Source organism: Spiroplasma endosymbiont of Sarcophaga variegata (genome assembly GCF_965178695.1).
GTDB lineage: Bacteria > Bacillota_I > Bacilli_A > Mycoplasmatales > Mycoplasmataceae > Spiroplasma > Spiroplasma poulsonii.
Window position 1 is genome coordinate 1,670,466 of the sequence record NZ_CBCXVU010000002.1, and the last position, 13,138, is coordinate 1,683,603.

Consider the following 13,138-nt stretch of genomic DNA (forward strand, 5'->3'; position numbering starts at 1 on the left):
AATGAGCAATAGCGAAAAAACAAATGAATTAATTTATACCTTAAATGATATTTTGGCTGAACGTTTTGGCCGTTATGCAAAATATATCATTCAGGATCGTGCTTTGCCTGATGTTCGTGATGGTTTAAAACCGGTGCAACGGCGAATTTTATTTGCAATGAATGAATTACGGTTAACTTTTAATAGTAGTTATAAAAAATCAGCACGGATTGTTGGGGAAGTAATTGGGAAGTATCATCCACATGGTGATACTTCAGTTTATGATGCTATGGTCCGCTTATCACAGAATTGAAAAGTTCGTTATCCCTTAATTGATATGCATGGTAATAACGGTTCAATCGATGGTGACCCGGCGGCGGCAATGCGTTATACGGAAACACGATTAAGTGAAATTTCATCATTTTTATTACAAGATCTTGATAAAAAAACAGTTGCTTTTGCTCCCAATTTTGATGATTCTGAACAAGAACCAGTTGTATTACCAGCATTATTCCCAAATTTATTAGTTAATGGTTCAACGGGGATTGCCGCTGGATATGCGACAAATATTCCACCACATAATTTACATGAGATCATTGATGCAACAATTCATTTTATTAAAAAACCAAAAAGTAAAATTACTGAGTTAATTAAATATGTTAAAGGACCAGATTTTCCAACCGGAGGAATTATTCAAGGTAAAAATGGGATTTTAGAAGCTTATCAAACCGGAAAAGGTAAAATTATTATTCGAAGTAAAATTAAAAATGAAAACAATGCCTTAGTTATTACTGAAATTCCATATGAAGTTGTTAAACAAGACTTAGTTAAAAAAATTGATGATATTAAATATAATGAACCGGGGTTAAATATTAAAGAAGTTCGTGATGAAACTGATCGTGAAGGATTACGAATTGTGGTTGAACTAGGTAAACAAGCTAATTTTGAAATTGTTCGTAAATTTTTATTAAAAAATACTAATTTACAAGTATCATATAATTTTAATGTTGTTGGAATTGCTAAAAAACAACCATTACAATTAGGATTAAAAGAGATTTTAACTTATTATGTTGAACATCAGCACGAAGTTGTCACTAATCGTTCCCAATTTGAATTAGCTCGTGCGGAAAAACGATCAGAAATTGTCGCGGGATTAATTAAAACCATTAGTATTTTAGATGCAGTTATTGCCACAATTCGCCATTCAAAAGACCGTACTGATGCGATAAATAACTTAGTTGCTAAGTTTGTCTTTAGTAAATTGCAAGCAGAAGCAATTGTACAATTACGTTTATACCGTTTAACTTCAACTGATATTTTACAATTAGAAGCAGAACAAAAAGAATTAATTGCGACAATTGCTGATTTAAAAGCAATTTTAAGTGATATTAATAAATTAAACTATGTTATTATTCGGCAATTAGAATTAATTAAAAAAAGATTTCATAGTCCTCGTCGTAGCATTATTGAAGATGAAATCGAAGCAATTAAAATTGAAAAAACCGAAACAATTATTGAAAAAAATTTAAATATTTGAATTTCACGGGATGGTTATTTAAAAGCCTTAGAAAATAACCAACTGGTAAAATTAGCAACAGAAGAATTTAAACGTAAACCAGGTGATTTATGAATTGCTGATTTTCAAGCTAATAGCTTAGATAAAATTTTATTAATTACTTCAAAAGGGAATTATGTTATTATTCCTGTTTATAAAATTAAATCCGTTCGAATTAAAGATATTGGTGAACATGTTAACACGATTTCCGAATTACCAGGAGAAGAAAAGATTATTAGTGCCTTTTTACTAAATGATTTTAATAAACCAGAACAATATATTATGTTAGCAACAAAAAATGGGATGATTAAAAAAACAGCAGTAAAAGATTTTGAAGCAACAAGAATTAGTAAAGCAATTAAAGCGATTAATTTAAAAGGCGATGATGAAGTTGTTGCCAGTCAATTAGTTTATGAACATTTATATGTTTTTGTAACAACAGCGAATGGGTTTATTGTGAAATATAAAGCAAAAGAAATTCCAGCGTTAGGATTACGAACAGCCGGGGTTAAGTCAATTAATTTACGAGATGATACTGTTGTTGGTGCTGGATATTGTAAAGAAGATACACTTGTTTTTATTACAAATCTTAATGCTGGAAAGAAAATTACAATAAAAGAACTACCATCATCAACACGACCAGTTAAAGGAACAAGAATGTTTAAAGTTAATAAAAAAGTAACTGAAGTAGTAAAATGAATTTTTCTGGCAAAACAGCATGATACCTTACACATGTTAAATCAGCAAGATGAAATTATGTTGTTTAATACTGATAAATTAAATGTTCATAAATTAGAACGTTCAACAGATCCATTAGGTGTTGAAAACATTGTTGATATTCTGATTCCACAATATTATAATTTAAAAATAATTCATTCGAGAAAAATGGTTGAACATCATAGCGAAAAACCAGCAAAAAGCCATCTTTTTCATCATGACCAGAAAAAACAACATCATAATGTTAAACCAGTAGATGATATAACTAAAACAGTTAATTCTACGGTTAATAAGTCAGCTCCGGACCAAAAAAGTAAAGAAAAAACAAATTCTCTAAATGATAGTAATAACGATGATGAAACTGACCCCGTTGTTAAAGCAAACCTAGTTTTAGAACCTATAGAACCTATCATTGAACCAAAAGAAGTAGGATCAGCACCAATTGAACTTGTTGAAACCAAGGTAGATTTAATAACAAATGAGATCCAAAAACAGCAAGAAAAACCAAGTGCTGAATTAAAAATAACCGAACCAATTCAAAAACATATTACAACACAAAAAGCAAAAAAGAAAAAACGAAAAAAGTAAAACAAATGCCAGAAGCACCATTAGAAAGCGTTAAGAAAACAACACCAATTATTGTTGAAGAACCATTATCATCTTTTTCTTTAAAAACTTTTGGCAAGGTTAAAACAACAGTTGATATCTTACTTGAGAAAAAAGAGTTAGCAAAAGTGCAAAGGGCATTAAAAGAACAAGCAGAAAACAATCACCCAGTAGAAAACAAGCCAGTGCAAAATGTAACACAAAAAGCGAAACCAAATCTTGGTAAAGTAGTTACAACTGTTGAGACTTTAATTAAAGATAAAAAAATTAAGACATCGGAAAATAAAAACTTCAATAAATTATCACCAACCCCAGCAGAGGAAGAACCACAAAAAAAAGAAGACCCGCGCTTAGCATGATTAAAAGCAATTGAAAAAGCACCACCAGGAACAATCATTGTTGGGTTGAAAGATGTGAAAACGAAGAATCAACAGCAAACAATGCAAAAAGCTGATTTTACAAAACCAAAAAAGAAACGAATTGATAAAAATAAATTTAAAAAAGATTTAGAAATTGAAGAAACAAAAGAATTAAAAATAACAATGTATGATCTTCTTGATAAAGATAAAAAATAATAAAAATCAGCTTTAATTTTGTCGAAAACTCTTGATATTTATAAAATATACCTAAAATTAGGTATATTTTTAATATATAGAGGTAAATAAATGATGAAAAAAATAATTACAGAATTAATAAATAGCTTAACAGATGATCAATTTTTAGAATTTTATGAAAAAATAAAACAACAAGCAGACTTAATTAAAAAACAAAAACGTTTAAATGAAATTGATCAAAAATTTAGAGATAAAGGCATTATATGTCCTAATTGCAAATCTTTTCATTGTGTTAAAAATGGTCATAATTCCGAAGGAAAACAAAAATATTTATGTAAAAAATGTCGTGCTAGTTTTGATGCATTTCGTCATCATTTTACTTATTGAAGTCATTTAAATTATGAACAGTGAAATTTATTAATTCAAATTTCATTGTTAGGACAATCTAGTAAAATAATTTCTCGTTTTATTAAAACAACCCCAAAAACCGCTTGATATAATCGACAAAAATTAATGCAATCAAAACAATTAGAAAATACACAGTTAAAATTTAAAAAATTAAATGGTCAAATCCAAATGGATGAAACATTTATTAAAGAAATTCATAAAGGCAATTTTAAAGATAAATTTGATAAACGAAAAACTCATCTCGATCCATTTTCAACTGATACCAAATGCTGTATTCAAATGGCAGTTGATAGCAATAATAATATTTTTGTTCAATCCACCAATACCAAAAGATTACAAAAACAATGGATTATTGAAAATATGAATAAGCAACTAATTAAAGAAAAATCAATAATTATTTCTGATATGCAACCACTATATTTATTAGTAGCAAAACAAACAAATTCTACTCTATATTCCACCAAAACTAGTACAAACCCTGATACTAGTTATCAAAAGTTAAATAAGATTAGTAAATTACAATCCAGTCTTAAAGAAGCCTTAATTCATTATCATGGTTTGGGTTTCACTAATATTCAAAATTATTTAAAGCTCTGAAAATGAAAATACCAACACAAAGGTTTAACACCAAACCAACAATCAACGGTATTATATTTTAACGTTTAAAAAATTTAAAGCAAAATCATAATCTTACACAAAATTAGTTTTCAAATTGTCATATTGATGATTTTTTTTATTTCATCAAGAGTTTTCGACAAAATTAAAGAAAATCAGTTAAAATTTGACTGATTTTTATTATATAATTTTAATAATCTAATAAATAGAAATGGGAGCGATTAGAAATGACTAATTTAACAGAAGACTTTTTAGTTAAAGGCGTTAATATTAATAAATTTTATCGCAAACAACATGTTTTAAAAAATGTTAATTTAACGGTTAAAAAAGGCGATCGAATTGGAATTGTTGGTCCAAATGGAACAGGGAAAACAACTTTATGTGAGATTCTCGCCCAACTTCGTCGTGTTTCTGATGGAACTAGTGAAAAGAAATTTGGGGTTCGGATTGGGATGCAATTACAAGAATCAAAATATCCGAAAGGAGTTACTGGTTATGACATTCTAAACTTATATTTAAAAGCTTATAACTTACTTATTTCACCAAACGAAATTTATCAATTGCTATTAGATTTACAAATAGAAAAAATAATGAATAAAGACATCAGCAAATTATCAGGAGGACAACAACAAAAAATTAATATTTTATTAGCCTTAATTGTTGACCCTGATTTAATTATTCTTGATGAATTAGCAACGGGATTAGATTTAGAAATTAAAGATAAAATATATGAAATATTAAGCACCTTCTTAGCAAATAAGGATAAGGCATTATTATTAATTTCACATAATATGGAAGAAATTGAAAAATTTTGTGACACTTTAATTTTTATGGTTCATGGTGAAATTACAAAAATATCAAAAGTTCATGATGTTATTAGTGAATATGGTAGCGTTGAAAAATGTGTCAAAAATCAGTTTAAAGAATATCAAATTGATGTTTATAACCAATATTATAGAACAGGAGCAATGGAAAATGACAAATGAGCAAAAAACTGAGCAAAATACATCGATAAAAACAAAAAATAATTGCTTAGTTAGTGAAAAAATTAATTTATTTGCACTATATAGTTTTTTTCTAAATTATTTACGTCGTCAAAAATTAGTCTTAGCTTTTGCGGTTGTTATTATTCCAATTGGAATTTTGTGTCAAGCGATTTTTGCTAATCGCCGTGGTCCGGAAGTAATGGCCTTATCAATCGGGATTACGTTTATTGCAACTGGTGCTAGTGTTGCAATGTATATGATGATGGGATTTTTAATTGATTTAAAAATGTCTGTTGTTTATAAACGAATTGGATTATTAGGAATTAAACCCTTTGGGTTTATTGTCATTGTTTATGCCTATTGTTTTACTTTGGTATTAATTGCTGATTTATTAGTGTTAATCGCTAGTTTTATTATTACTGCTGCGTTAAAAATTGATTTTGGAACGGTTTATAATTTTGTTGTTTTCATCTTTTTCTTTATTTCAATTTTTATTACTGCTTTAGCAATTAGTTTAATGATGATTGCTGTTATTTTAATAAATTCACGAACTGTCCAATCATTAGTAACAGGAATCTTTAGTATTTTATTTGTTGGGGGCGCATTTATTATCGCTGCTTTTATTCCAGCTTTATTTGGTGGTGATTATAAATACGCCTTATTGTCTTTTACGGGCTTAAGTATTAGTTTAGGGATTATTCTGGGTTCAATTATTTTAACGGGGCTTTTAACATGGTTAATTATGCGGATTTTCCGGTGAGATAATTAAAATATTGCGAAAAAGAAGGTAAAATTAATTGGCAAAAGGAGATTATTTTGCTATGATATACTTGTTGCAAAATTTAGCAAATAATTATGTTTGAACAGAAAAGAGGAATAAATAAATGCGTGAAGGAATAATTTTGCGTTGTGATCAATGTAAAGAAGAAAACTATATTGCAAAACGTGATAAAAAGAAACAACAAGAAAAGTTAGAAGTAAAAAAATATTGTTCAAAATGTAACCAACATACTTTACATAAAGAAAAAAAATAGTTCCTAAGCAGGAACTATTTTTTTATGATTTAGTTATTAAGCAATTTTGTGTTATGATTATTAAGAACAAAATCTGATAAACAAAAATAATCAATAAGGAGTAAACAATAATGATTCGACGTGCAACAATCTTAGATCAAAACCAAATTGAAGAATTACGCCAAAAAGCATTGAGTAAAGTTAGCATTTAAGATTATAGTTTGTTACAACAAAGAGCAATTTTTTATGACGTTTAGTATTATTTTCTCGGGGAGTGTTACAAATAAACGGGTATTATTTAATTTATTTAAAAACAAGAAACTTTTTTCTTTTATAAAAAAATAATAACACAAAAAAAATAAAAATACAAATAATAATTTCATATTTTTACACACTAAAAAATATTTTAAAAACTAAGATTATATTATTTTAAATTAACTAAAATTAAATTTCATAATTTTTAAATCTAAAATTTTTTTAAATGTTGAAAACGAAAATGTTTTATTCCCATATCCTAAACAAGATTTTACAACTCTTGAAACATCGCTTTCAGCAGATACGCCAATATTTCACTCTTTATTTTGATTTAAAATACCATTTTTTAAATTAATAAAATACCTTAATTTAATTCTTTCATTCTGTAATGATTTTAAAAAAGTTATAAATTCGTCGTATTTTCCTTGTAAAAATAACTCTTTTGCGTGTAAATAATTTTTAAAGGATTCTTTACTACGATTACCACAATATATATTATTCTTTAATTCTCTTATTGCATGAAATCTATCAAATATAAACATACCATATAAAATTTTAGCAGTTTTTTTAATTCATTTAGCACTATCTCCACCAATAATTAATTTAATATTTTCATGCTCTTGTTGATAACATATTTCATCATTGCCAACATCTATATTTTTTTCCATAATTATTGTCTCCTTACTGTAAAAAACACTGTTATAAAAAATGTAAATTAATATTGTTAATAAACATTGGTAATAACAATGTTATACATAATGCTAATATATTGTTTATTTAATGTTTAATAAACAATGTTATTAACAATGTTAAATATATAAAATAATAAAAATTGACACACTGAAAAATACTATTTAATTTTTAATAATAGTTATTAAAATATAAAATTAATAAATCAAATAACAAAGCTAGTGTGCCATAGCTAAGATATATGATCAGTAATAATAAATATTAAAATACTTTAACCATAACACGGAAAAAGTTTAAAATCTTAATGATAACAAAAATACCAAATGGAATTAAAATAATTCACGCATCACCTAAAAAGGTCATTAATTGTGGTAATACAGCATAAATTGCTTCTTTAACTTTCATAATTGCTTGCCCTAAACCACTTCAAATAGAACCCATTCCATCTGAAATAGTAGGTTTATCACCAACTGCTAAAAAATTAATTGCTGTTGTTAAATACATACCTAACATTATTTTTTATCCTCCTTATTTTCAATTTCTTTTTTATCTTTTTTCTTTCCTCGAATTTGGCGAATTTTTTGATAAATTGATAAACCAATTCACGCAAAAATACCTAATATAATAACAACACTAAAAATTGTCGTTAATCAAACTGGCATAACTTATTCCTCCTAAAAATCTAATTTTCGCGGCACGCTTCGCGTGTTCGCTACGCTCAAAATAAACTATATTGAATAAATTACCGCTAATAAATTACGCGGATAATTTATTCATCTTCTTTTTCATTATTAATTACAATATTATTTACCGTATTAATAACATTATCTTTTCCATACTTAGTTACTAAGGACCGTAAAATAAAATAATGTTTTCTTTCCATTAAAAAATCAAATCCTTTCTGAGTTGATTTGTTGCACTTCACTTACACGATGCCATGGTTGAACTGTATTGGCACCTCATATATATTTCATATAAGGTTTGTAATTATATGGTATTGGTGGTAATACATATTGTGGGTAATTAAATGTTGGTATTTCATAATCATGGGGTAGTAAGAAACTAGTTTTATAATTAGTTGTCATATCGCGTAAATAATTATTTAGTGTATTTTTTGTTTTACCTCTGAAACTTCATACTGATAATCTTAAATAATCTTCTTCATTATTTGTATATGGATTATCAGCATAAAATATAATTTCAAAATTACCTTTATATAATGCTTGGATTGAAAACATATCAATAATATAACTACAATTTGTACCGTCAGGTGTTTGTAAAAATTCGCAATCATTATCTTTTTCACTATCAATAACTGGTGTTTGTGCATCTACTGCTCTTACTAATTCATTAATTAAATATATACGATTAGTTTTAGGATTTAATTGTTTTAAATTATAAGTTGAATAAGTTATTTGTTCATTTGGTTTACCATCTTTTTCTAAAACATTACCTTGTATTTTATCAGTTAATAAAGTAGTAAAACCTAAACTAGTAGCATTTGCTCCAAAGATAGCACCTACTTTATCATTTCCTTGTTCTCTAAATATTTCAAATGGTAAATAACCTTTACCTTTTGATTTTTCAGACCAAAATGCATCATTATAGAAACTATAAATATTAGCACTCATAAAGCCCCATTAAGTCATTGAAAATTAGGTCAAGTTTTTTCATCTTGGTTAATTACTCATCCTCAGGGAATACCAAATGAAATAAAGTTTAAGAACTTACCAACTACACCTGGTATCGTAAAAGGGTTAAAAACTAATTTTTGCGTATATTTTAAAGGTAATACTGTAATTTGGCGATTAATAAAATTATTCATATTTAAAATATCTCAAACATTACAAACACCCATTTTATTATATTCAATTTGAACTTGTCCGACAGTATTACCAAATTCATCTTTTCTTCTAAAATATGATGATGCTTGGGTACTAATAATATTATTAAAATCTTCATTATTTACTTTTACTTTATCAGGTTGAGTAATCATTCAATTTTTAGACCAATAAAATTTAGAGTTATTATGGTAGTCGGAAAAAAACTTAGGTTTTATAAAAAATATAAATAAAGTAATTAAATACAAATTAAATTAATCGCTTATTAGAGCGATTTTTTTATTTGCATTATTCATCAGATAGTATCTTTAAAATTAAAAATTAACCTATTTTGCCCTACAAACTAGTTAATTTTTATAATTTCCTTTCTGTGATTTATTATATTTTTTCGGTTTAACAACTAATAATATCATTTTTAATAAAGGTACTACCTGATGAATAATGCAATACTAAAACTTAATATTTTGATGCTTAAAGATGGATAACTCATCTATGGCACGAAGCCTTAAAGAAAGTGTGAAAGCGATTGGATTTACTCTCCTATTTATTTCTTTAATTCTCGGCAAGATTAATCCCTTGCGAAATGTCAGAGCACGTGTTTTTTGGCTTGTTTTCATAAAAAGAGTGTTGTTAAACCTAAAAAAACAATATCGGACACTAAAAAAACAAGAGGGTTGGAACTCCAAAAGGTTATTTTCTTTATATAAAGTTGTCTAGGGATGGATGAAGCGTAATTAATAACTGGGTAAACTGTTTTTTGTTTATTTCCGTATGGGGGTAAACTCTATCAAAATATCCTATCCGCCCCCGCTCACCTTCAAAGTGAAGCGGGCGGCGAAGTAATTAAATACTAAAATAAATTATTTACTAAATATCAAAATATTAACCAATAAAGGAATATTATGTTTTTTTACAGAAAGGAAAATATTTTATGAAAAAATGAAATAAAAAAATTAAAAATAAATTACAAGAATTAATGATACGAGCTTATCCAGTAACGGTAAATGATATTAATGATGAAATTTGAGCAACAAATAAAAAGAATTAAGGAATATAGATAAATGACAGAATATAAAAGTTTGTATATTAATAAAACTTGAAATGAAATAACAACATCTTTTGAATGAGCTAATTGTCAGCCTGTTAATTGTCGTATTTCACATCATAAAAATCATTATGATTTGCAATGTTTAGAATGAGCCAAAATGTACTTAAATTTATTTAAAGACAAGTGAGATGTTATTGCTTCTTATATGCAATATTATAAAATTAACGATATTTTAGATTTAGCATCAGATGGATGAAAAATATTACAAATTGACAAAAAAATAAAACAAATAAATTAAAATATATTATTGTAATTGACCCTGCTGGAATTGGACAAACTGGTATTATTATTTATAATGTTTTGCAAAAGAAAATAATTAATAATATTACTTTTAATTCCAAAAATGAAGAAGAAGCAATAAGTAATATATATTTAATATTAAATGAATTTAAAAATAAAATTTGTTCTTATTTAAATAAAGTTATTGTAATAATTGAAGATTATCAACTTCATAAAGGTTTAAAAATAAAAAACCCATTATCTACTCCTAAATTTATTGGTGGTTTAAAAGTTTTATGCAAATATCTATTTAATTTAAAATATATTTTACAATCACCAGTCATTAAGAAAAATTATATTTATAAAGGAAATATTAAAATGTCAGAGCACGAACACGATGCTTGAAAACATTTACAGTATTTTTTAGCAAAAGGAGTTGATAAAAATGGCACAATCAAAAAGTAATTTACCTAAAAAATCAGTAACTAATAAACCTAAAATAAAAAATAAAAAAATTAATAAGTTAGAATTAACTGTTAGATTACATGAAAATCCGATTAAAACTAAAATTAAGGCACTGGTTGCTGGGGGTGTTGAAGTTGATGCTTGTTCGGCTAAATGTCAATGAGACGGATTAAATTATTCAACATTATCAATATATAACCCATCTATTTTAACTGAGTTTTTAAAATTAAAAAAAGATGATGAGATAAAAATTAAAGGCTCAGTATTTAATCAGTTAAATATAAAAACTAAACGCTATTTTTTATCTTTTAGAGTAGATAGTTTTGAAATTATACAAAAAGCGATTAGAAAAAGAACAAATACAAATATTAAAAAATAGGAGGAAAAATCAATGGCATTAAAAAATGTAAAATATGTTCTTATTGATGAAAATAATGAACCTATTAAAAGCGAAGATGGTAGTTTAGATATTAAAACTGCTGAAATTATTTTAGAAAATACTGCTGAAGTTGAAGAATTTAATGCAAGTAATTTAGAAAATAATAATCAGCAAATCAACGAACTACAAACAAAAAATACTGAATTAACTTCACAAATTGAACAACAAACAATTCAATTAAAACAAATTGAAGTAATTGACTTTATTAATTCTTTAACTGATAATGAAGAATTTAAAAATGTTTTATTAAAGTCTTATGATATTACTGATGATATTGAAATCATTAAAACACAATTGCAGAGTGTTTATGATGAATTAATTAAGGTACAAACAGTTAATACTGGTGGCGTACCAAAAGTAGAAAACAAAGAAAACAATATTTTAGATACAGACAATGTATTTAATAAATAGAAAGAAGGAAGTAAATTATGGCACAAAACCCACAAAGAATTTTCGGAGATATTGCTAATCAAGCAACAAAACGAGACCGAGAAACATTTGAACAATGATATTTACAAACTTATCAACAAAAATTTAGTTGAGAAGCTTTATTTGCATGAAAAGAAGTAAATAAGTTTGGTTTAACATATAAAAGAAAGAAAAATATTAAATACAATGAAGGTCTAGGAAACGAAGGACAAGTATTTAATACTGATGATAACCTACTAAAATATTCAACAGTGGAATTTGAAGATGGAACTGTTGAATTAGATACAATTTTAACTTTTGCTCGTAAATTAGACCCCGTAGAAAGTGATTTTAATCCTAATCTTTGGGCTGCTGATATTGAGCAAGCAATGGATACTGAGGTTGCTTATAAACGCAATAAAATTTTAGAAATTATTAATAAAGGAACAGTTACAACTATTCAAGGACAAAAAGCAGATGATACAAATGCTTTACAAATCCACGATGAAATTATGGATAAAATATATGAAAACGGCTTTACCCCATCAGAAACAGTTGTATTAGGTTCGGCTGATTTTATTCGTGGAATTCGTAATAAATTACAGTTACAACTTGGAGCAAACGACCAAATAAATAGCGTAATTGAAACGAGTGGAGCAATGAAAACTGTTGAAGGAACAACATACTATATGGTTCCTAAAAAATTACCAATTATTAATAAAGATGGTTCTGAAGGAACAATTACTCTATTACCAGATGGTGTTAATGCAATTGCTTTTAAATTTAGCAAAAAATATGACCCGCTTATTTTACGCAAAAAAGATCATACTCCGTTAAGAGTTGGTGCTGCTGCGTTAGGTACTGGAATGGGTAATACTTTGATTATGGAAAGAGTTTTATATTTAGGTGGAGCAGTAGTTGAACCCAAAGGAATTATTAAACATATTGTTACAAAAATTGATATTAGTAAAATTAATAAATTAGATAAACCAACTATTCATGTTACAGATCCAACACAAGCAACACCAGAACAGTTAAAACCACAATTTAAAGCTGTTGTTTTAAAAGCAGTTAAAGCCGTAAATAGTTCTTTAACTGAAAGTGATTTTGATTACTTTATTGAAAGTAAAGGTGAAGATTGACCAATTAATATTACAAATGAAAAAACTGTTGAAGTTCAAATTGAAGGTAAAAACAACGCTACTGGTCAAACAAATCCGATTGATGTTAAAATTAAAAATTCTTAATAGTACTAAAAAATAGTACTTTTTCGTTTGATA

16 protein-coding genes are annotated in these 13,138 nt (G+C 26.6%); 11 read left to right on the top strand and 5 right to left on the bottom strand.

The features are described from left to right. The first annotated feature begins 1 nt into the window (after position 1). The 6 genes from parC (at position 2) to rpmG (ending at position 6,454) form a co-directional block, all read left to right on the top strand. Positions 2–2,839, top strand: a complete 2,838-nt coding sequence (parC, locus tag ACOBME_RS10895; RefSeq protein ID WP_419335268.1) for a DNA topoisomerase IV subunit A — start codon at positions 2–4, stop codon at positions 2,837–2,839. 5 nt (positions 2,840–2,844) lie between these two features. Beyond that, positions 2,845–3,432, top strand: coding sequence for a hypothetical protein (locus ACOBME_RS10900; RefSeq protein ID WP_338966450.1), 588 nt, complete (start codon positions 2,845–2,847; stop codon positions 3,430–3,432). Between the two features lie 90 nt (positions 3,433–3,522). After that, on the top strand, positions 3,523–4,485 hold the full coding sequence (locus tag ACOBME_RS10905) for an IS1/IS1595 family N-terminal zinc-binding domain-containing protein (RefSeq protein ID WP_338963247.1): 963 nt from the start codon (positions 3,523–3,525) through the stop codon (positions 4,483–4,485). Between the two features lie 176 nt (positions 4,486–4,661). Continuing rightward, the gene (locus ACOBME_RS10910; RefSeq protein WP_419335270.1) at positions 4,662–5,462 is read left to right on the top strand and encodes an ATP-binding cassette domain-containing protein; all 801 of its coding nucleotides are present in this window, start codon (positions 4,662–4,664) and stop codon (positions 5,460–5,462) included. Continuing rightward, a complete protein-coding gene (locus tag ACOBME_RS10915; RefSeq protein ID WP_419335272.1) occupies positions 5,410–6,189 on the top strand; it encodes a hypothetical protein in 780 nt (259 codons plus the stop codon). Before ACOBME_RS10910 ends, ACOBME_RS10915 begins: the two co-directional genes overlap by 53 nt. Positions 6,190–6,304: 115 nt before the next feature. Then, a complete protein-coding gene (rpmG, locus tag ACOBME_RS10920; RefSeq protein ID WP_040093693.1) occupies positions 6,305–6,454 on the top strand; it encodes a 50S ribosomal protein L33 in 150 nt (49 codons plus the stop codon). A gap of 413 nt (positions 6,455–6,867) precedes the next feature. Here rpmG and ACOBME_RS10925 read toward each other — a convergent pair whose 3' ends face one another. From ACOBME_RS10925 to ACOBME_RS10945, 5 genes are all read right to left on the bottom strand, one after another. After that, the gene (locus tag ACOBME_RS10925) at positions 6,868–7,356 is read right to left on the bottom strand and encodes a UPF0236 family transposase-like protein (protein WP_419335274.1); all 489 of its coding nucleotides are present in this window, start codon (positions 7,354–7,356) and stop codon (positions 6,868–6,870) included. 283 nt (positions 7,357–7,639) lie between these two features. After that, positions 7,640–7,891 (bottom strand): hypothetical protein, encoded by a 252-nt coding sequence (locus ACOBME_RS10930; RefSeq protein WP_419335276.1) that lies wholly within the window; start codon positions 7,889–7,891, stop codon positions 7,640–7,642. Beyond that, the gene (locus tag ACOBME_RS10935; protein WP_004027793.1) at positions 7,891–8,040 is read right to left on the bottom strand and encodes a hypothetical protein; all 150 of its coding nucleotides are present in this window, start codon (positions 8,038–8,040) and stop codon (positions 7,891–7,893) included. The genes ACOBME_RS10930 and ACOBME_RS10935 overlap by 1 nt, the downstream gene beginning before the upstream one ends. Positions 8,041–8,217: 177 nt before the next feature. Continuing rightward, positions 8,218–9,009: a hypothetical protein gene (locus ACOBME_RS10940; protein ID WP_338966461.1), complete on the bottom strand. Its 792-nt coding sequence runs from the start codon at positions 9,007–9,009 to the stop codon at positions 8,218–8,220. After that, positions 8,898–9,374 (bottom strand): hypothetical protein, encoded by a 477-nt coding sequence (locus ACOBME_RS10945; RefSeq protein ID WP_419335278.1) that lies wholly within the window; start codon positions 9,372–9,374, stop codon positions 8,898–8,900. Before ACOBME_RS10945 ends, ACOBME_RS10940 begins: the two co-directional genes overlap by 112 nt. A 906-nt stretch (positions 9,375–10,280) precedes the next feature. Between ACOBME_RS10945 and ACOBME_RS10950 the strand changes: the two genes are divergently transcribed. Genes ACOBME_RS10950 through ACOBME_RS10970 form a run of 5 tightly spaced genes read left to right on the top strand, consistent with a single transcriptional unit; the run spans position 10,281 to position 13,105 of the window. Then, positions 10,281–10,565, top strand: coding sequence for a hypothetical protein (locus ACOBME_RS10950; RefSeq protein WP_040092454.1), 285 nt, complete (start codon positions 10,281–10,283; stop codon positions 10,563–10,565). Next, on the top strand, positions 10,520–11,011 hold the full coding sequence (locus tag ACOBME_RS10955) for a hypothetical protein (protein WP_338966353.1): 492 nt from the start codon (positions 10,520–10,522) through the stop codon (positions 11,009–11,011). Before ACOBME_RS10950 ends, ACOBME_RS10955 begins: the two co-directional genes overlap by 46 nt. Continuing rightward, positions 10,992–11,390 carry a hypothetical protein gene (locus ACOBME_RS10960; protein WP_338966354.1) on the top strand — a complete coding sequence of 133 codons (399 nt, stop codon included), beginning with the start codon at positions 10,992–10,994 and terminating at the stop codon, positions 11,388–11,390. Before ACOBME_RS10955 ends, ACOBME_RS10960 begins: the two co-directional genes overlap by 20 nt. A gap of 12 nt (positions 11,391–11,402) precedes the next feature. After that, positions 11,403–11,861 carry a hypothetical protein gene (locus ACOBME_RS10965; RefSeq protein ID WP_338966357.1) on the top strand — a complete coding sequence of 153 codons (459 nt, stop codon included), beginning with the start codon at positions 11,403–11,405 and terminating at the stop codon, positions 11,859–11,861. A gap of 17 nt (positions 11,862–11,878) precedes the next feature. Continuing rightward, positions 11,879–13,105: a hypothetical protein gene (locus ACOBME_RS10970; RefSeq protein WP_338966359.1), complete on the top strand. Its 1,227-nt coding sequence runs from the start codon at positions 11,879–11,881 to the stop codon at positions 13,103–13,105. The last annotated feature ends 33 nt before the right edge of the window (positions 13,106–13,138 follow it).